Raw genomic sequence first — 18,822 nt, 5'->3', positions numbered from 1 at the left:
TTTAATCCTCCAGGCCGCGGCCGGTGAGCTCCAGAAAAACATCCTCCAGCGAGGCTCGCCGCACCATCGCCGGGTGGTCGGGTAGTTCTCGGGTCAGGTCGCCCACAAGCGCCTCGGGCGTGTCGACGTAGAGGAGCACGCGGTCGCGCAGGTGCTCCACGCGCAGCGCACGATCGAGCAGGGGTTGGGCCCGGTCGGGCAGCGGCCCGCGGCGCAGGCTGAGCTCAATGACCTGGGGGGCGCTGCAGCGGGCAATAAGCCCGGCCGGGGAGTCGCAGGCCACGATGCGCCCCCGGTCCATGATGGCGATGCGGTCGCAGAGGCGCTCGGCCTCGTCCATATAATGGGTGGTGAGCACGAGCGTGACGTTGTCTTCGCGCAGCCTGGCGAGCCCGTCCCAGACGTTCTGGCGGGCGCGGGGATCGAGCCCGGTGGAGGGCTCGTCGAGGATCACGATGCGCGGGCGGCTGATGAGCCCGCGGGCGATCATCAGCCGGCGCTTCATGCCCCCGGAGAGGGCCTGCACCCGCTGGTCGGCTTTTTCGACCAGGCCGGCAAACGCCAAAAGCTCGTCGGCGCGCCGGGCAGCCTCGGTGCGTGAGAGGCCGTAAAAGCGGCAGAACACCAGAAGGTTCTCGCGCACCGTCGTTTCAGTGTCCAGGTTATCTTCCTGGGCGACGACGCCCATCTGTGCCTTGATCTGGCGGTCGAAGTCGCCGCTGGCCGCATCCAGCCCCAGCACCTCCAGGCGGCCGGCGTCGACCGGAGAGGCCCGGTAGATCATACGCATCGTGGTCGTCTTGCCCGCGCCGTTCGGTCCCAGAAACCCGAAACACTCTCCGCGCTCGATCTCGAAGTCGATGCCGTCAACGGCCACAAACTCGCCGAAGGTGCGGCGCAGTCCCCTGGCGAGTACGGCGGGCTGCTCGTTGTTCATCGGGGAGGGAGATGAGGCGTCAGGGGACATGGCGGGGGCTCCGGATGGATGGTCGTGTGCGAGAGGGGTTGTAGCAGAGCTGCACGGGAGGGGCGATACGGGAAGGGGAAGATCGACGAGAGGTGCGGAGGATGGGGTGTGCGCAGAGGGTGAAATGCGTTAGTTCTCTGCGACGCGGCGTCCGGGCGCGGCGAGTGATAACCATCGACGCGATTCCGCGGGAAAAAGCGCTCCAGAGGGAGCCTCAGCATCGAGGAAGGTTATGAAGGGACGATCCGGTAAGAAAACCCTGACGGGCATCGCGCTTGCGGTGGGATTGATGGCATCGCCACCACTGGCGAGCGCCGAGGAGGTTGCGGCGTCGGAGCAGGAGGCGGAGGGGATTGTTTTCGGCCTGGATCTCTTCCCCTACGTGGGGACGTCGTCGGCGCTGCCGGAGGCGCCGCGTGTGTTCTCGTTCAATCTGGTCGGAGGCTTGAGCGGGGGCATTCGTGTGTTTGAGTTCGGCGGGGCGCTCAACCTGAGCACCGGGGATGTGCGCGGGGTGCAGGTGGGCGGGGCGGCCAATATCAACCGCGCACGCCGCGCCGGGGTGCAGGTGGGCGGGGCGTTGAATGTTAACGGCGGCGACGTCAGCGGCGTGGGAGTGGGCGGGGCGGCCAACATCAACGGCGGGGATGTACGCGGGGTGCAGGTGGGCGGTGCGCTCAACCTCAACGGCAAGGGGTTTGAGGGCGTGCAGGTGGGCGGTGCGCTCAACCTGAATCGCGGCGATGTGGAGGGCGTGCAGGTGAGCGGGGGGGCCAATATCACCGGCGGTGACTTTCGGGGGCTTCAGGTGGGCGGGGCGCTCAACCTGACCCGCGGCGATATGCACGGCTTGCAGATCGGCGGGGTCAACATCACCGGTGGTGAGGCGCGCGGATTTCAGGTGGGCGTGGTCAACGTGGCCCGTGGCGAGCACGCGGGCATCGCCGCGGTGGGCATCTACCGCGGGGGCTATGTCTACCCGGAGGTTGACCTCTCGGATGAGGGGGTTGTGCAGGCCGGCGTACGTCACGGGGCCGGGGCCTTCTACCATAGCTACAGCGTGGGCACGCAGGCCTTCGGCCGGGACGAGGGCCAGGGACCCGGCCTCGCGCTCTCGATTCGCATGGGGTGGCGCGCAGCGCTGAGCGAGGCATTGGAGTTCTCGCTTGATGCCGGCGCGACCTCTCTGATTGGCCTGGACGGCCAGAACCCCTACTCGCTCTTTAAGGTGCGGCCGATGGTGGCGGTGGGGCTCGGAGAGCACCTGGCGCTCTTCGGCGGTCCGACGCTCACGTTGGATGTGGCCAACGCATCTGGCGAGGCGCTCCCGGAGGGCCTCATCGGCGGCTGGATGTTGGGCGATCAGGTTCAGCTGCGGCCCGGGGCAACGGTGGGGCTGCGGGTGTTTACGCGCTGATCGTCGTGGCAACGCGCCAGGCTCGTCAGCTGGTGAGGGCATGTAGGAGCGCGCGGTCCGGAGCATGTTCGATGCTTCGGACTGCGCTTTTTTCGGATCGAAAGGGATGAGGGATGGCCTCGGGTGGGGAAATAGCGCGTCCGAAACGATGGCATGTCGCAAACTACCACGGTGGGGGTGGGGGGAAGGGTGATGAGGTGTGCCAGATTGTGGGAATTTGGGGGGAGCGTTTTGAGCCTTGGGAGCGACCTGCTACAAGGGACGCGTTATCTGCACATGGTTTTAGGAACGGGAGCGCGTCCGGCCGACGATGTCGGCTCGGGATTCCGACCGTAGCTCGCCCCGACCTCGGTCCGAAGAGGTAGAACGACATGAGCGTGGTGGCAGGTGCGATGGTGGTGGCCCATGCGGACGATGCCGAGCACGTCGGGGAAAATGACTCTCAAACGAATATGCTGGCGCGCATCGACCGGGGGCCGGGGGAGAGTTTTGGGAGATTTCTGGCGAGCAGCGCAGGCCTGTGGCGCTGGATCGCGTATCGTGATGCATGACGTCAGACGTGAAGGAGGTCAGTATGCAGGATGAACCTGCGCTCTATGAGACGCTTTTTGCTGCGATTTCTTTGGTGGTGATGATCGGGGCGATTGTTTTGGCGCTTTGGTTTACGGTGGCTTCGGATTTTGTATGGGAAAAGGTTCAAAACAACGCTCGCGTGAAGTTCAAACGAGTGGATGACGGGCTGTTGTATGAGAATGGACGGGGTATGATCCGTTTTCATGTCTTCACTCAGGGGCTGGGGCACCCTTCGCGAGAATCGGACCGTCGGTTTTTCTGGGGCGTCACGATGGAGTTTGATGAGCGCTTTCCCCGCGAGCTCGAGATTGAGCCGAGGACATTCTGTCCTGGGATGGCGGTGGATGAGCGGCTGGGGGAGGCGCGGGCTGAGTTTTTTGAGGCGTTTCAGGTGCGGATGGTGGGGCGTCAACGGGTGGAGTCGCCCGTGATGCAGCCCCGTCTGGGGGAGTTGTTTCTGGCGCTGGGCGCGATGAGCGATCATGTGGTTTTAAACAGACGTTGCATTCAGTTGCGGTACCGTAAGGAAGACATGACGACGGAGGAGCTGGAGGCGTTCGTTGATCGTTGTTTGCAGATCGGGGAGGAGATCGAGGAGCTGGCTGGTCTCAGGCACGACGAAAAAGAGGGGGAGGTGGATGATGCGCTGGAAGAGGCGCAGCGTGCTCGCGAGGTTCGAGAGTTGGAGGAGGCGCGATCGGCGGTGGAGTGGTGATGAGTTTAAACGCTATGTTTTTATTGCATGGAGGTGGGTATGCATGATCCGATGGACACCATCGCCAATGTGATTTCATGGATCTTTGGAATCGCGTTATTTGGAACGATTTTCATGATGCTCTGGAGCGTCTGGAAGTACGACGATCCCCTTCGGGATATTCGTATTGCGCGGGGATGGAAACTTGTGGAGATCGAGGAGGGAGACGCCACGTGGATGATCGTCATTCGCCAGGGGGTAATGCGTTTTCGCATCGGAATGGTGCGTGTGAAAAACGAGTCTGATCCGCGACGTCACTGGTATCGCTGGGGGGTTGAGATGGAGTTCGATGCGCCCTTTCCCGGTGATCTCGTGGTGGAGCCACATGGAGCCGATGTCGGCAAGAGGGTGGATTTTCGTCTTATGGAGACCACCGACGCCTTTGTTGAGGCGTTTAGCGCCGGGGGAGGAGCGTTGGAGTCAGCGCCGGTGAAGGCGCGTTTTGCGGAGCTACTCGAGGCGTTTGAGCGGGACGGTTACCTGCTGACGTTGGACCGCCACAGGATTCGGGTGGTCACCGAAGAGGAGCTGGTTACCGACGAGCTCCTGGAGGCCCATATCGATCGCTGTCTGGAGGCCGGAGAGGAGATCGCGGCGCTTGCCGGGTTCACGGCCGCGCGTGGCGAGGAGCCAGGGCATGCGAGAACGGATGTGGTCGCGGGGGATACGTGGGAGCGTGAGGAGGCGAACTCGAGCGTGGAGTGGTGAGTGAGAGCATGTCGCCGGAGGGGGGAACGCTGAAGACGATGGGGGAGCGCGCGGGTAGTGAAACGGGCGGGTAGTGAAACGGGCGGGTAGTGAAACGGGCGGGGAGCGGGCCGAGGGGGCGCTGGAGGTGGTGAACTCCAGGGGGGCGTGGTGAGAAGAACGTGAGGGGAGCGGTTTGAATAAAGAGGAGGGGAGCTTCGTCTAAGCGGGCGATGCCATACAATGTGTTCTTTTTTTGAATGTTCCGAAAGCAAACGCCAGGGAACGTGGATTGTATGTGTGGTCTTCGGGGCCGTGACGTGAGTCTTTACATGGTGCGGGAGGTCAGTGGCTTCGCGTGGGAGTTGTGAGTGTTTTTTGGTTTGGTGCTAATAACAGGTTGGAGTGGTGTGATGAAAATGAGTGCACACGGTAAAGGTTCACTTCTTTCGCTCATGGCCTCAATGGGAGTTGTGCTAACACTCGCCGCGCTGGGGGCAGGCTGTGAGGGCTGCAAGAGTTATTTTGAGCCCGAAAATAACCTGGAAGTCTATGAGGGAGCGGCTCCGGAGGAGGTGGCTTACCCCTCGTATTGCCAGGGCGTGGAGCTTTCGCGACAGGGGGCGGAGCCTTTTGAGCGGGTGGATATCGACCTGCAGGTGTTTGATGTGGATGTGGAGGGGCCGAAGCCTCGGGAGGAGCTCTTTGCGGTAAAAATAATCTTTGGCGAGGCACCGGAAGAGAGCTATGTGCTGCCGGTTTATTACGATGTTGAGGCGGGGCATCATTTCTTCATCTCGCCCTTCCACCCCGATCTTCGGTCAGGCGGGGAGGTGACGCTTCGTTTTGACGACGGGGAGACTTCCTGTGAGGAGGAGTTTGTCTGGGAGGTCTCGCCGCTGCCCCCGAACTTCGGGGCTCTGGAGGCGATGCTGGAGAGCTCCACAGCACTCTCGATCGAGCTGTTGGCGACCTACGGGCTGACGGTGGATGAGGTTCTCAACGGGGAGCCGGAAGAGATTCCGGTGATGGCGATTCCGCTGGCTGTGCAGGCCTGGTCGGTGGGGCATCCCGATAACCCGGAGTCGCTGCTGGCGATGATGCGTCGGGGGGAGTTTCCGGGCGATGTGAGCGCGGAGGATCTGGAGCTGGCGAGCGCAGTGATCGCCAAGAGCGGCATGGGGGAGGCGATCGAGCAGGCGCGGCTGGATCTCGCGCAGCTCGAAGCAGAGAGTGAGGTGGAGCTTCGCTTTACGGAACGCCGCCCCAGCGAGGGGATGGTGTTGGGCGAGGATTTGGGCCAGCGGCGGCAGCCTCTGTGCAACATGCTGGCGTCGAAGATGGAGGTCGAGATCTCCAACGCGACCGAGCTTTCCTATTATATGCGTAAGGCGCAGATCTCGGAGGCGATGGGCGCACGAATTGCGCCGGTGGCGGGAGCCGTTGGCGTGATGTCGGTCGTGCCCGGACTGGCTGGGGCCGGAGCGGTCGTCGGAGTGGCGCTTGCCGTGGATAAGTTTATACGGGACTGGCACGCAAAGACGTATCCTCGCCATCTTATTAATGGTGAGGTGCGTACGTATGTGGCGAGTTTTAAAGAGGATTTTCAGGCGGCAGAGGTGTGGGATGGGTATTATGTGGATGCCCATGCTCCCGGGTGGGATTTTACCTATGATTTTCTCAAGGGTGTATTTGATCTCGCTCTGGCCATCGTTGGCCCGGGTCAGGTTCTTGTGAAAGGTAAGTCTGCGATCGCGCTTTTTAAAGATGATTTGGATAAATTTTCATCTTATGCGGATGCGTTTGGGCAGAATGCTGTTGACTTTCTGGGTGGCCAGCTGGCGGGGTCGCATTATTTAAAAGAGGCGTTTCATAGGAGCGGGATTTGCAAAGTTAATCCCGGTCCCTGGGAGGGGATCAAGCTCAATCCAGAGAGTACCCAGGTTAATAGTGAGTACCGGGGAGGCATTGGTTCGAGGGCAAACGGGCCGGATGTGGCGGCGGGATTTTGCTCGGATGGACCGATGGTGACGTCCAAACAGATGTATGAGCCCCGAAACTCTGAAGGGGGCATGATCCGGGTGTCAGCGAGTGGGGCTGCATCGGACTTTCCGCCGATGAGCAATGAGCAGACCTCGCGTTGGGAGGGGGCGGTGAGCATCGTGCCGATCAGGGTGGTGATGGAGACGCCGAATGTGATGGGTCTTCCCGGCCAGCGGGTCAGGCTTGAGGGGCATATTGAGAACGCCAACGACCCGTCCGGGATCTGGGAGGTCGTGATGGGGGAGGCAACCCTGGAGAACGAAGGTCGGGAGGAGAATCGGCACTGGGTGGATGTGGTGCTCCCTGAGGATGAGGAGGCGTTTCCAGTGGTCGTGGAGCTGCGGAGTCGGTCGAGCCGAGGGCTGCGTAGCCCGACCTGTGATCCCGTGCCGCGGTCGGCGACCGCGGTAATTCGCGATGAAACCTATCTGCGCATCAATCCGCGGGTGCGCTGCTTGAGTGAGGATGAAACCCATCAGTTCGAGGCGGAGTACGCCAGCGCCGACCCGAGCGCGCGGCCGGTGTGGTCGGTTACGGACGGGAGCATCTCACAGAACGGTCTTTTTGTGCCCGGGGAGGCCGAGGAAGTGACGATCACCGCGCACCTTGAGGGCACGGATGTGACCGATTCGGTGCGGGTGCGGGTGGGGCATTGCGAGTGTTTTTATGACGTGTCTGTTGCAGGCCTGGCCAACGGGACGATGGGGGATTTTATGGGCATCACCGCGCTCTATGCAGACGGGATGCTCTTGATTGAGTTCGACCATGAGAGCAATCCCTACATCCACAATATCGTGGCCGAGGTCCCCGGGCCCTTTCCCACGGTCGTGCCGGCGAGTGGGTCGATCTGGCTCAACGAGCTCTACTATGGGCCGGGGCCCCTGGCCACGATGTATGATGATTCGACATCGGTGCTGACCATTACACGTTGGACACCTCAGAATTACATCGAGGGGGTGCTACGCGCATATGCTCCGGTGGGGGTGTTGGGTCTGCCGCCCAACGAACAGATATTTTCAGCCGCCACCTATGTGGAGGTGTATTTCATGACGCCGGTCCGCACCGTGGGAAGCCCTTTGCGCGGTCTCTTTGTGAAGTGTCCGCTGAGACGTGAAGAGGGCTCGTTGATATGACGCGGAGAGAGCATGCAGGCTCGAGTCTATGGATTCGATCCCGCCAGACTGACGACGTGCGTTTCATGCGCCTTTGCTCGTCAGGATGAAAAAGGCATTGGACGCGGCGGAGTGAGCACCTATGCTGGCCCGACCTCTGTAGCTGTGCATCGAAATAAGTGCTTCGCCGTGGAGCGCGTAGAAAGGGAGTGTGTGTGGCGATGAATACAAAGAAAAAGGGCGAAGAGTCGACGCTGAAGGAGATCGGCATTCTGGTGCTCTGCGGCGTGATGTTTGTTTTGGTCATCGCCAGCGCTCTGACCAAAACGGTCTCCGCAGAGCTCGAGTGCGTGGGGTCGAGGTGTCGCGTTGCGCACACCTCGCGCATCGGCACGACGAGCTATGGCGATGTCTTTGACGTGAGCCAGATCACGCGGGTGGAGCGGCGCTACTATCAGTCCAGCAACCGTTCGAACCGTCGTGGGTTGTCTAAGGATGACAAGTACTACATCACGGTGACGATGCCCGGTGAGTATTCGGGCTCGACAGTCAGCGAGTCGATGGGGGAGGAGCTGGTTGACCCACTTATCCAGCGCATCAACAGGATGCGCGCGATGGGCGGGCGCTGAATGCTGCGACGATTGAGAAGAATCAGCCGCGCTGGCTGCGGGTGATCCAGCGATCGAGGGCGTTGGCAAAGGCCTGTTTTTGAGACTGACCGTAGGGGGGCGGGCCGCCGGTCATCACGCCCAGGTCGCGCAGCTCTTCTTTAAAGTCGCGCAGGCTTAAGGCCTCGCGCACGTTGTCGGCGTCGAGCGCGCGGCCGTAGGCGGTGATCACCTCGCATCCGCGCTCAATCACGCGGTCGGCCAGGGGGATGTCGGCGGTGATCACCAGATCGCCTGCCTCGCAGTGCTCCACGATATAATCGTCGGCCACATCGGCGCCGGCCGGCACCACGACGGTCTGCACGCGGGCGGCCCGGGGCCTGGGGAGCCAGCGGTTGGCGACGAGCATCACGTCGACGCCGCGGGTCAGGGAGGCTTTGGTCAGGATGTCTTTGACGGCGCCGGGGGCGGCGTCGGCGTCGACCCAGATGGTCATGGGGGCTCCGAGATGGAAGGGGTAACAGGGGGGCAGGTCACAGGGTGCATGCAGGGGTGTAGCGCAGCCTCGGGTGACTGTCAGCGCTCTTCTGGCCTGGAGGGGCTCGGGGCGATGCCTTGAAATCATGCCGGGTGGCGTGCACCTTTGGGCGCGTTGGTTGGAATCAAAGAGCGCAGCGAAGGCAAGAGACGATGGGCAGCGAAGACGATTTAGAGGTTGGCGATGGCGTGGTGATCCCGGGCTGGGAGCTCTACTTTACGAGCACGCGCTCGGGGGGGCCTGGGGGGCAACATGCGAACACGTCGAATACGCGGGTCATTCTGCACTGGCCGGTGGCGCAGACCACCGCGCTTGATGAGGCGCAGAAGCGGCGAGTGATGGCGCGTTTGTCGGGATACATCAACGAAGAGGGGGTGATGATGATGGCGTCGAGTGAGACGCGCAGTCAGCATCGGAACAGGGAGGACGTGCGAAAGCGCATGGCTGAGCGGGTGCATAAAGCCTTGCAGCGCCCCAAACGCCGGGTGAGCACCAAGCCCTCGCGCGCGGCCAGGCGTCGGCGAGTGGAGGAGAAGAGGCGCCAGGGGGAGAAGAAGGCGTTGAGGAAGGCACCCAAGCGTCGGGACTGGTAGGGGACCTCGGGGGGAGAGTGGGTCAGGCATAAACGCTGCGGGAAGAGAGCGGGCTGCGCTGGCTCTTATAGAGGTGGTCCGTAATGCGGGGGCGGCGCGTCTGACGCTGGCGCAACGATGGAATGAAATGACTCGGGAGGATGGCATGAAAGGTGGCAGAGGATGGTTTGGCGTGGCGCTGCTGATGACGGTGGTCGGCGTGGGGTGTGCGGCGGACCGGGGCGGCGATGATGGCACGAGTGAGGTCGCCTCGGCACGCGCACCGGTTGAGGATGAGGAGAGCCGTGCGGCCAATGCACGCTACGCGGTCACCGTGGTGAGCGATGGGGAGTTGGAGACCCGCGTCTACGACGGGCTGGGCTCCCAGCACTCGGCCTTTGCCGGACTGGTGGTGCCCGGGGCTACCGGGATGTGGCGCTGGGAGGAGGGCTCCCGCCAGGTGGCGCAGCCCGACTGCGGCTGTGTCTCCGAGCAGATGATGGAGGGGGCCGAGGCGGCCGACCCGAAAGCCTGCATGACGGACCGGGCGGCGATAACCGGGCGTTTTGTCAATGACACCACCGGCGAGTCATGGGCTCCTGAAGAGACGACGATGGCCCCCGATGATCGCTGGTGGGAGGTGTCGATGACGCCTGTCGGTGCGGTCGGAAGCGTGGGGCTGGTGACGCTGTGTGTGGATTCGTACTACTGCGGCGCGGCCCACCCGGGGGTGGAGTGTGAGCAGATCGCCATGGACTTCAGCGGCGGCCAACCGGTGAAAGTGGAGATCGAAGCGCTGAGCGCGGCGCTGGGGGCGGAGAGCTTTGAAGGGTTGAAGCTCGGTCTGGAGGAAGACGTGGAGGTTGCCGCCGAAGACGCTGAGCTCGTGGCGCTCTCGCCCTCCTGGGACGCCGAGGAGGGCCGTCTTATGGCCGAGCAGCATTACGCCTTTGGCGCCTGCTATGCGTGCAGTGATGGGGAGTGGTCCTCGTATACGGTCTCCACCTATGTGGCCGAACGTCCGCTCAAGGCGGAGGTCGCCGGGGAGCGACCCCCGCAGGGGCTTCGCGATCTGTTGAGCGCTTCGGGTTGGGAGGTGCGCTCGGTCAGCCCGGTGCCCCGGATGGCGGTGGCGACGCCTGCGGTGGATTGAACATCATCCTGGCGTTTGTGAAGGGGCAGGAGGTCGAGTTCACCTCCTTGACATGAACAAAAAAAACCGGCGCGGAAGCGCCGGTTTTTTTATGGGCTGTGAGCCATCCTTGAGGTCATGTCTGCACCTTCGATGGCATCACTGAAAACTCACAGCCGCAGCTCCCTGATTGAAAACATCAATCGCGCGGGGGCTTGGGCCCTTTGCGATGGCTGAACTTTTTACGGGTGCTGCGCGAGGCGTTGCGCCCGGAGCTCTTGCGACGCTCGCTGTGCGAGGCCTTGGCGGCATGTGAGGGTGTCGAGGTGCGCGAGGACTTCGAGCTGCGCGAGCCGCGACCTTGGGAGCGGCCGCGATGCTTCGAGGAGCGGCTCTTTTTGTCGTTGGAGGCGCGATGCGAGCTGGGGGTGATGGCGTTGAGGTCGGCCATCGTCGGGGGCTGCAGGGCGTCGCCGGCGGCCAGCAGCGAGGCGGCTGCGGCGACCTCCGTCATGTGGAAGCCCTCATCGACCAGGGCTTTGACCAGGTCGTAGTGAGGGGAGAGCTCCTGGGGCTTCTCGCTGAGGATCTTTCGCAGCTTGCCGGCGTGCTCTTCAACGGCACGGCGCTCCACATCGGCCGCCGAGGGGATCTGCATCGGGGTGACGTTGACCTTCATCTTGCGTTCGACCTGGCGAATGAACGCCATCTGCCGGTTGGAGATCAGGCTCACCGCCATGCCTTCGCGCCCGGCGCGGCCGGTGCGGCCGACGCGGTGGGTGTAGGTATCCACGTCGAAGGGCAGGTCGTAGTTGACGACCAGGCTTAAGTGGTCAACGTCCAGACCGCGGGCGGCCACGTCGGTGCCCACGACCACATCGAGCTGGCGCTCCCGCAGGCGGTTGACGACCAGCTCACGCTGATGCTGACCGAGATCCCCGTTGAGGGCTTGAGCGCGGTGGCCGAGCTCGTTGAGCTTTTGGGCGATCTCTTCGGTGTCGGCGCGGCGCTGGGCAAACACGAGCACGCCCTCGTGGTCGCTGGCGCGAAGCAGGCGGTCGAGCGCGAAGAGTTTCTCCGGGTAGCGCAGGCGAATAAAGCGCTGCTCGATGGTCGCCTCGGCCTGCGAGGCGATGGTCACGCTGCGGGGCTGCTCCAGGTGCTTCTGGGCCACGGCCTCAATGGCGCGCGGCATCGTCGCCGAGAAGAGCGCGGTGCGGCGCTCTTTGGGTGTGGCCTCCAGAATCGCCTCAACGTCGTCGATAAAGCCCATGCGCAGCATCTCGTCGGCCTCATCGAGCACCAGCGCGCGCACCTGGTCCAGGCGCAGGCTCTGGCGACGCAGGTGATCGAGGACGCGACCCGGAGTGCCCACCACCACGTGCACACCGCGACGCAGGTCATGGAGCTGACCCACGATCGAGGTGCCTCCGTAAACCGGCAGAATGCGCAGGCCGGGGCGGTGGCTGGCGTAGGTCTCCATGGCCTCGGCGATCTGAATGGCCAGCTCGCGCGTCGGGGTCAGGACCAGGCCCTGGACCGCACCCACGTTGAGATCGATGGCGCTGAGCATCGGCAGGGCAAAGGCCGCCGTCTTACCGGTGCCGGTGCGCGCCTGACCGATGATGTCATGGCCGGCCAAAAGCAGCGGAATCGCGCCGGCCTGAATCGGGGTGGGCTGGTCGTAGCCGGCCTCGCTGACCGCGCTCAAAATAGCGTCGCTCAGGCCCAGCTCGCGAAAGGTAGACGTGGGGGTAGACGCCGAAGCGTCGACAGAGGTGCTCATAGAAACTCCCGTGATGCCGTAAAAGGAAATGACGCCGTGAGCTGGCGTGGATGGCGTGTCCGCTGCGTTGAGAGCAGCAGCACCATCCACGTCTGTTCATGGCGTCGGAACGAGCCAGATCCTTTTTTTGGCGATGTCGCTTGCGGGAGCATCGGAGCAAAAGGATAGCGCGCCCGGGAAATCGGCAGGTGTGCCCGGCGCTTAGCTCTCTGGAAGACTCGAGCGACGCGTGATCGCGTGCTCGGCAGAGGCGGCTTGTGACAGCGTTGAGCTCAAAGGTCAAGCGCGATACATCTTCAGGTTGCGAATCCGGCCGGTGGCCGACCTCTTCAATCTACGTTTTGGAGCAAAAACGCCTGTGGAAGACGACGATCTCAAAATCCTTCGCGAGCGCCTCACCGCTCGCCGCGCCGAGCTGATGACCCAGGGCGACATCGGCGTCGACCCCAACCGTCCCTCGGCGGTGGAGCACGCCGATGAAGACGAGCAGCCCCTCAACGAGATGAACCAGGTGATCGCCTCGAAGCGAAACCGCATGCGCGTCGAAGAGCTGCGCAAGATCGAGGCGGCGCTAGCGCGCATGGCCGCCGACCCCGAGGAGTTCGGGCTGTGTCTGGACTGCGACGAGCCGATCCCCCTGCGCCGCCTGGAGCTGATGCCCTGGGCGACCCTGTGTGTGCCCTGCCAGTCCAAGCGCTCCGGGCCGCGACGGGACGGGAGAAGGCGGCATTTGCGGGATTTTGATGAGTGAGGGGCAGGGGGGGGGGACGATTGTAACTTTTTTTGGGGAATTGCGTAGAGTTCGGCAGCCAGTTGGGGTACGAATATGTGCCCCTTTATACCCTGCTCGTTGCGAACGCGTATGTCGCTTTCGCGTCGGGGGCTCGTAGAGATTCACACGTTTTGCCACCCTTGATGCATGATGTGAGGGGCTTTTTACGTTTGTTTGTTCGATGTGTTCGGCTCGATAGTAACGGACGAAAATTTGAGTTAAGGGAAGCCTATGTGGGCATGCGGTATTACGAGTTTTTTATTTATTTCCGGCTATCTCTATAAGGAGTTGGGCGCTAAAGGCTTGGCTCTTTCAGGGGTGGGGGCGGCTATTGTTCTGTTGTTGGCCGGGCAATGGGAGGTTGTTCTGGGGGGCGTGTTCGCAGTGATGTGGATCTTCGCCTGGATCTATGCTCTTGATACGCCGGACACGGGCAGCGATGTGGATCCTGAAGACGATGAAGTTGAAGACGTCTTTGGGCGAGATGTCTGGGCGGCCCGTCGCGCTACAATAAAAGCAATCTTGGTCCTAAATGTGGCGTTTCTTATAGGGGCGCTGGGCCTGGCCCTTAACATCGGTATGGATGGCAACTTGCCTGGCGCGTACGTCATCGCCATCGGGGGGTTGCTGGTCTTTGGTGCGCCCACATTTGCGTTGCAGAATGAGGTGCGTCTGGCTCGCGAACAGCTCGAAGCGCCACAGCTTCTTGAGGGCGTGGAACGTCGGGTGCTGAAGCTCGCGCGCAAACGTAAGGGGCTACTCCGGGCTGGAGAACTCGCCATGGCGACCTCGCTCAATCTGGAAGGTTGCCGTGAGGTCCTCGAGCATTTCGAGGCGCTGAGCATCGCGCGCTCGCAGGTCGACGGGGACGGAAGCCTTGTGTTTATCTTCGAAGAGTTTCGCGAGTCCACGGTGTAAAAGATGGGTCAGGGATGCGCTCAGTATGCTCCCTGGTTTTGATGTTTTTTGCCATGATAGCGTGACCCTATATCCCAGAGCTTTTTATGTTGCCACGCCCCGAACATCAAAAACGTCGCGCTCGCGTCTGGATGGCCTGGTCGGTCACACTGGTCCTGGCCGTCTCGCCCTGCCTGCTTGCTTCCGTGTACGGCTTTATCGACAGCGGGGGAAGCGACACTGGAATGGTTGGCGTTGCTGCCATCGCATTCGGTGTGCTGCTTGCGGCTGTCGCTCTGGGTATGAAAGCTCGCCAGAGCGGGCAGGCGGAGGAGCGTCTGGAGCTTCCTGAGGATCTGGAGCGTTACGTGCTTCAACTCGCGCAAAAAGGGGGGGGCGAGCTCAGCGCGACGATGCTGGCTTTAAAGAGCAAACTCAACCTGCAGGAGTGCAACAGGGTGCTCGCTGAATTCGAGCAGCGCGGCCACGCGTACTCGACGATCGTCGGGGAGAATTCTCGGCGTTATGTCTTCCCTGATCTCAAAGCCGGTCAGCTCGTGGATGCGCGCTCTGCTGATGCCGACGACTTCATGCGCCGGTTGGCCGAGTCCAATATCCTCGACGAGCAGGACGAGGAGATGGAAGTCTATTAAGTTGAGCTCGGTGTATCCCTGAAAATGTCGGTAGGCGGCAGACCTTTCAAAAGATCATACCCGAAAGGGGGCAATGGGGGGGGGGGCAAAACGCGCGTTGTGTCTCCGGCGAGGGGAGAGGTGTGCTGGGCAAGGGGCACGAGGCCGCGCGTGAGGTGCGTAGCGTGGGCACACTCTTCTGGCCATTCGCCCCCTGCACACGCCCCCCATCTCCGCTATACTCCCCCATTCAACTCACGAGGACGGCGACCACACGGGGCACGTATGCGAGGCGCACACCACTGGCTGGTGATTCTGGGATTGGGAGCGATGCTGAGCGCTACGGGGTGCGAGCAGGTTCGCGACCTTATCGAGGGGCCGGCCACCTGGCAGGCGCATGTGGTCAGCGTTCCGGCGCGGGGAGAGGTGGAGCGGGAACGCCTGATCCCCGCGGTGGTGGCTCCGGGGGAGCGGGTGGAGGCGGTCTACGGATCGACGCAGCACCTCACCTTGCCCGGGGGCCAGAAGCTGGTGCTTTCCGCCGGCGCCGCGGTGGTGTTGGGCACCAGGAAGACGCCGACCGCGGAGGTGCTCGACGGGGGCGTGTGGGTCGACGCTCTCGACGCCCCGCTTGAGGTGAGCCTGGGGGAGGGGAGGGCGCTGACACTTGCAGGCCGCGTGAAGATCGCGCGCAACCACGACATCTCCGAGCTCACGCTTCGCGAGGGGCAGGCGACTGTGCGCACCGCAAAGGAGGAGCGCGCGCTTACGCGCGCACTCCCTCTGCGCATCGAGGCCGATGGCAGCCTGGTGGAACTTCCGCCGCTGCACCTCGATCACATCTTCGCCGGGCAGGAGCGCGAAGAACCCCTGGGCTCGCAGGTGCGCCGCCTCGGCAACCTGCGCACCCTCCATGCTGGCAAGGTGCTTGAGCAGCCTCCGGTCGAGCACCTGAAGATGGAGGTGCGCGCCGGCATCCACGGGCCGGTGGCCTACACCGAGGTCGAGGAGACCTTTGCCAACCGGGGCCGCGCCGCGCTCGACGCCACCTACACCTTTGCGCTTCCCCCCGGAGCGGTGCTCACGCGTATGGCGATGAAGGTCGGCGCTGATAACGCCTGGCGCGAGGCGCGCATGGAGACGCGCGAAGAGGCGAAGAGGACCTGGGCAGCCGCAAGAGCGCTCGGGCTGCAGCAGGCCCAGCTCGACCAGGGCACCACCTCCCGCGGAGAGCTGCGGCTGGGCAGTGTGCCACCTGACGCTCAGGCCAGCGTGCGCATCGGGTTTTATCACCGCCTGGAGCCCTCGGCCGGCGGCTACCGCTATGCTTACCCCATGGGCATCGCCCAGGATCCCATCGAGGAGGTCGGCTTCAGTCTTAAACTCTACGACGTGCCCGCCGACGCGGTGCAGGTCTCGGGCTATGAAGCCGCGCTCAACCCTTCCGCCAGGCCCGGTGGGCCGGAGTATGCCCACGTGACGATGATGCGTGAGGACTTCTGGTCGGAGGGCGACTTTGTGGTGGAGGTGCAGCACGCCGAGCGAAGCGAGGCGATCAGCGGCCGGGTCTTTGTCGAGCCGCGTCAGCCCGACGAAGACGCCTATATGCTCCTGCGCGTGCGTCCGCCCCTTCCCTTGAGCGTGGCCCACGATCCGGACGACGTGCTGCTGGTTTTTGATGCCTCGTACCGCAGCGAGGCGACGCTGCTTACCGCACAACAACGCCTGGGCCGAGCCCTTCTCACCGAGATGGAGGCTCCTCGCCGCGTCGCCGCCCTGAGCTGCGCGGAGGCCTGCGAGGTGCTGGGGGAGGGCTGGACCACCGCGGCCGATGCGTCCTTGCGCGAGGCTCTAAAAGAGATGAAGCAGGGCGGTGCCCAGAACACCCTGGAGACCCTTCGCGCTATTCTGGAAGTGGCGCGGGCGCGCTCCGGTGAGGGCAGGGCCACGCCGCCGATGAGCGTGGTCTACATCACCGACGCGCACACCAGCGTGGGGCCGCTCGAAGTCGCCACGATCGTCGATGAGCTCGCGCCCACCTTTAAAGAGCTCGGCGTGCACCTGCATGTGGTCGACCCGGGCGGGGCGGTCAACCGCGACGCCCAGCGCCTGCTCGCGCGCAGCCTTGGTGGCGGCGAGCCGGTGGTGCTGGACCCGAGCCGCGGCCCTACTGCCAATGCCTGGCGGGTGCTCGAGCGCCTGCTCGCCGAATCACTCCGCGACATCGAGGTTCACGTCAGTGCTCCGGCCGAGGTGATCCCTTTCCCTGCGCCCCCCTCGCTGCGCGCCGGCGAAGAGCTCGTGCTCTATGGTCGGCTCCCGCTCAAGGCGTTGCAAAACGATGTGCCCCTTGAGGTGCGCGTCAGCGGTCAACGTCGCGGTGAGCCCTGGGAATGGACCTCCCAGCTCCGGCCGGCCCGCTGGCAACACTCCGCCGCCCTGCACCTGCCCGCCCTCTGGGCCAGCGAAGAGATCGCCCGGCTCAGCGCCATGCGCCCCGACGACCCCGAGCGCAGTGACGCCCTGACCATCGCGCTCTCCAAATACCACAGCGTGCTCAGCCCCCTGACGACCTGGGTCGTGCTGGAGAGTGAGATCGAGACGCAGGCGCGCCGTCGCGAGCAACCCCGCGCCGTGGAACCTATCGAGTTTGTCCGCGGAGATTCAGGTCAGTTCCCCGGGTTTCGTCCCCCGCCTCCAACGCCATCAGGCACCCTTACACTGGACGTGTTCCCCTCGCGGCAAGCTCCCTCTACGAGCACGTCGCGCGCTAACATGGCCGCGTCCGGTAACATCGCGATGTCCGGTGGAACGCCAGCCGACCTCGGCATGCGCGGCGGCTCCCGCGCCGAGCCGAAGCAGGCCAACGCCGAGCCACAACAGGCTGCGCCAGGGCCCCCCAACACGGTGAAGGCACGCCGCGCGCACGACACACCCAGACGTGAGCGCAGCGCTCGCCCTGCGCGCACGATCATGCGCGGCGGTGCTCTTGAAGAGCCCGCCACCGGCGACAACGAGGGCGTTGATTTCATTCCTCTCTACGGCAGTCAGCCCACATCGCGTCGGCCCACGTCCTCTCCTCCTGTGCACCGTCCCCCCGAGCCCACCTCGCCGACTTCGCCGACCTCGGAGGTGACCCTGCACATGGACCGGAAGTTGCGAGCCGGCGGTGCCCCCCGGGGGCGGCGATCCGCCTTGTCTCGCACCGCCGGCGAGCTGGCCCGGGACATCACCCGCGACCGCAGCCGTCGCGACCTGCGGCGCCGCCTGGTCGATGATCACATCCGCTACACCGGAGGCCGCGCGCGTATCGAGCTCGGAGACTGGTTGGAGTACGACCGCCTCGATCCCGACGCGCTCCTCTTCTACAGCCACTACCTGACCTGGACTGGCGAGGATGAACGCGCCCGCACGGTGCTCTCAGGCGTGGTCGACAGCGCCCCGCAGAGCGTTGACGTTCAGGAGCTGCTGGCCCGCGGACGTCTCTTCAGCGGGCAGCCCGCCCGAGCCTGCGCGCACCTCCAGAGCGTGCGCAGCCTGCGGGCGAGGGCAGGTGAAGGTGCCCGCTCCCGGACCAGGATAACCCCGGAGCCCGGAGTGGCCGACTGCCCGCGCATCAGCGATCTAGGCGCGCTGGGCGTCGCGCCCCCTGCGGCCGAAGTCTCACTCGATGCCTTCGCGCCCCCCTCGCCAGCCGAGCACACCCTGAGTGAGACGCAGGCCCGCGTGATCCTCAGCGCTCCGGTCTCCTCGGCGGGCGAACCGGAGCTGCTGGTCGTCTCCCCCGACCGGTTTGAGATCAGCCGCGCCTCCTACCCGATGCGCATCGTGGCCATGGAGCGCTCCACCAACGCCGAGGGCCAGGCGGTGCTCGACGCCATCGTCGAGCTAAGGAGGAGCACTACGCTCCTCGTGTATGCACGCGCCCCCGAGGGGACCCGGGCTCAGGTGCTTACGGCTGACGGCACCAGCGAGCAGGTCATCTTCCCCGAGGTCCTGAACGGGTTGGCCTACGTCATAACGGCACGCCGGTCCAGGTGAGGCGCAGGGGAGGTCGGAACGCGGGTTTCGCCCCGGTGGAGCCGACGCATCGCCCACTCAGCGCGCTTACCTGCGCTTCTCGATACCCACATCGCCCACTCAGCGTGCTTAGCGGCCCTTCTCGACGTCCAAGTCCTGCCACTCAGCGCGCTTACCTGCGCTTCTCGATACCCACATCGCCCACTCAGCGCGCTTAGCGGCCCTTCTCGACGTCCAAGTCCTGCCACTCAGCACGCTTACCTGCGCTTCTCGATACCCACATCGCCCACTCAAGCCCCCTTACCTGCGCTT

15 protein-coding genes are annotated in these 18,822 nt (G+C 63.8%); 12 read left to right on the top strand and 3 right to left on the bottom strand.

Annotated elements, in window-relative coordinates:
• Position 1 precedes the first annotated feature (1 nt).
• Positions 2–967 (bottom strand): ABC transporter ATP-binding protein, encoded by a 966-nt coding sequence (locus EA187_RS18020; RefSeq protein WP_206524417.1) that lies wholly within the window; start codon positions 965–967, stop codon positions 2–4.
• 232 nt (positions 968–1,199) lie between these two features.
• Here EA187_RS18020 and EA187_RS18015 point away from each other — a divergent pair, with 232 nt between their 5' ends.
• From EA187_RS18015 to EA187_RS17990, 6 genes are all read left to right on the top strand, one after another.
• Positions 1,200–2,384: an LA_2272 family surface repeat-containing protein gene (locus EA187_RS18015; protein ID WP_127781159.1), complete on the top strand. Its 1,185-nt coding sequence runs from the start codon at positions 1,200–1,202 to the stop codon at positions 2,382–2,384.
• A 371-nt stretch (positions 2,385–2,755) separates the two neighbouring features.
• Entirely contained in the window at positions 2,756–2,935 is a 180-nt protein-coding gene (locus tag EA187_RS18010) for a hypothetical protein (RefSeq protein WP_127781158.1), read from the top strand.
• Positions 2,936–2,958: 23 nt separating this feature from the next.
• Positions 2,959–3,672 carry a hypothetical protein gene (locus EA187_RS18005; protein ID WP_127781157.1) on the top strand — a complete coding sequence of 238 codons (714 nt, stop codon included), beginning with the start codon at positions 2,959–2,961 and terminating at the stop codon, positions 3,670–3,672.
• Between the two features lie 39 nt (positions 3,673–3,711).
• A complete protein-coding gene (locus tag EA187_RS18000) occupies positions 3,712–4,419 on the top strand; it encodes a hypothetical protein (RefSeq protein WP_115607255.1) in 708 nt (235 codons plus the stop codon).
• A gap of 392 nt (positions 4,420–4,811) precedes the next feature.
• A complete protein-coding gene (locus EA187_RS17995) occupies positions 4,812–7,574 on the top strand; it encodes a hypothetical protein (RefSeq protein ID WP_127781156.1) in 2,763 nt (920 codons plus the stop codon).
• 194 nt (positions 7,575–7,768) lie between these two features.
• Positions 7,769–8,182: a hypothetical protein gene (locus EA187_RS17990; protein ID WP_127781155.1), complete on the top strand. Its 414-nt coding sequence runs from the start codon at positions 7,769–7,771 to the stop codon at positions 8,180–8,182.
• 22 nt (positions 8,183–8,204) lie between these two features.
• On the opposite strand, the gene EA187_RS17985 is transcribed toward EA187_RS17990, so the two are convergent.
• Positions 8,205–8,657 carry a YaiI/YqxD family protein gene (locus EA187_RS17985; RefSeq protein WP_127781154.1) on the bottom strand — a complete coding sequence of 151 codons (453 nt, stop codon included), beginning with the start codon at positions 8,655–8,657 and terminating at the stop codon, positions 8,205–8,207.
• Between the two features lie 194 nt (positions 8,658–8,851).
• Between EA187_RS17985 and arfB the strand changes: the two genes are divergently transcribed.
• A complete protein-coding gene (arfB, locus tag EA187_RS17980) occupies positions 8,852–9,292 on the top strand; it encodes an alternative ribosome rescue aminoacyl-tRNA hydrolase ArfB (protein WP_115607248.1) in 441 nt (146 codons plus the stop codon).
• A gap of 145 nt (positions 9,293–9,437) precedes the next feature.
• Positions 9,438–10,424 carry a hypothetical protein gene (locus tag EA187_RS17975; protein ID WP_127781153.1) on the top strand — a complete coding sequence of 329 codons (987 nt, stop codon included), beginning with the start codon at positions 9,438–9,440 and terminating at the stop codon, positions 10,422–10,424.
• A gap of 178 nt (positions 10,425–10,602) precedes the next feature.
• On the opposite strand, the gene EA187_RS17970 is transcribed toward EA187_RS17975, so the two are convergent.
• Positions 10,603–12,189, bottom strand: a complete 1,587-nt coding sequence (locus tag EA187_RS17970) for a DEAD/DEAH box helicase (protein ID WP_115607245.1) — start codon at positions 12,187–12,189, stop codon at positions 10,603–10,605.
• Positions 12,190–12,505: 316 nt separating this feature from the next.
• Between EA187_RS17970 and EA187_RS17965 the strand changes: the two genes are divergently transcribed.
• The 4 genes from EA187_RS17965 to EA187_RS17950 all read left to right on the top strand — a co-directional run bounded on the left by EA187_RS17965 (position 12,506) and on the right by EA187_RS17950 (position 18,531).
• Positions 12,506–12,940 carry a TraR/DksA family transcriptional regulator gene (locus EA187_RS17965; protein WP_127781152.1) on the top strand — a complete coding sequence of 145 codons (435 nt, stop codon included), beginning with the start codon at positions 12,506–12,508 and terminating at the stop codon, positions 12,938–12,940.
• A gap of 252 nt (positions 12,941–13,192) precedes the next feature.
• Complete coding sequence (locus EA187_RS17960) at positions 13,193–13,879, top strand: hypothetical protein (RefSeq protein ID WP_127781151.1); 687 nt, start codon at positions 13,193–13,195, stop codon at positions 13,877–13,879.
• Positions 13,880–13,965: 86 nt separating this feature from the next.
• Positions 13,966–14,511: a hypothetical protein gene (locus tag EA187_RS17955; RefSeq protein WP_115607240.1), complete on the top strand. Its 546-nt coding sequence runs from the start codon at positions 13,966–13,968 to the stop codon at positions 14,509–14,511.
• A gap of 264 nt (positions 14,512–14,775) precedes the next feature.
• A complete protein-coding gene (locus tag EA187_RS17950; RefSeq protein WP_127781150.1) occupies positions 14,776–18,531 on the top strand; it encodes a VIT domain-containing protein in 3,756 nt (1,251 codons plus the stop codon).
• The last annotated feature ends 291 nt before the right edge of the window (positions 18,532–18,822 follow it).

The organism is Lujinxingia sediminis (genome assembly GCF_004005565.1).
Taxonomy (GTDB): Bacteria; Myxococcota_A; Bradymonadia; order Bradymonadales; family Bradymonadaceae; genus Lujinxingia; species Lujinxingia sediminis.
Note: the sequence above shows the minus strand (reverse complement) of the source record. Positions and strands in the feature narration are given on the sequence as shown.

Excerpts from the sequence above, each read along its gene's own strand:
- EA187_RS17975 (WP_127781153.1), top strand. The coding sequence starts at position 9,438 with ATGAAAGGTGGCAGAGGATGGTTTGGCGTGGCGCTGCTGATGACGGTG.
- arfB (WP_115607248.1), top strand. The coding sequence starts at position 8,852 with ATGGGCAGCGAAGACGATTTAGAGGTTGGCGATGGCGTGGTGATCCCG.
- EA187_RS18000 (WP_115607255.1), top strand. The coding sequence starts at position 3,712 with ATGCATGATCCGATGGACACCATCGCCAATGTGATTTCATGGATCTTT.
- EA187_RS17970 (WP_115607245.1), bottom strand. The coding sequence starts at position 12,189 with ATGAGCACCTCTGTCGACGCTTCGGCGTCTACCCCCACGTCTACCTTT.
- EA187_RS18005 (WP_127781157.1), top strand. The coding sequence starts at position 2,959 with ATGCAGGATGAACCTGCGCTCTATGAGACGCTTTTTGCTGCGATTTCT.
- EA187_RS17985 (WP_127781154.1), bottom strand. The coding sequence starts at position 8,657 with ATGACCATCTGGGTCGACGCCGACGCCGCCCCCGGCGCCGTCAAAGAC.
- EA187_RS18010 (WP_127781158.1), top strand. The coding sequence starts at position 2,756 with ATGAGCGTGGTGGCAGGTGCGATGGTGGTGGCCCATGCGGACGATGCC.
- EA187_RS18020 (WP_206524417.1), bottom strand. The coding sequence starts at position 967 with ATGTCCCCTGACGCCTCATCTCCCTCCCCGATGAACAACGAGCAGCCC.
- EA187_RS17955 (WP_115607240.1), top strand. The coding sequence starts at position 13,966 with ATGTTGCCACGCCCCGAACATCAAAAACGTCGCGCTCGCGTCTGGATG.
- EA187_RS17960 (WP_127781151.1), top strand. The coding sequence starts at position 13,193 with ATGTGGGCATGCGGTATTACGAGTTTTTTATTTATTTCCGGCTATCTC.
- EA187_RS18015 (WP_127781159.1), top strand. The coding sequence starts at position 1,200 with ATGAAGGGACGATCCGGTAAGAAAACCCTGACGGGCATCGCGCTTGCG.
- EA187_RS17995 (WP_127781156.1), top strand. The coding sequence starts at position 4,812 with ATGAAAATGAGTGCACACGGTAAAGGTTCACTTCTTTCGCTCATGGCC.
- EA187_RS17950 (WP_127781150.1), top strand. The coding sequence starts at position 14,776 with ATGCGAGGCGCACACCACTGGCTGGTGATTCTGGGATTGGGAGCGATG.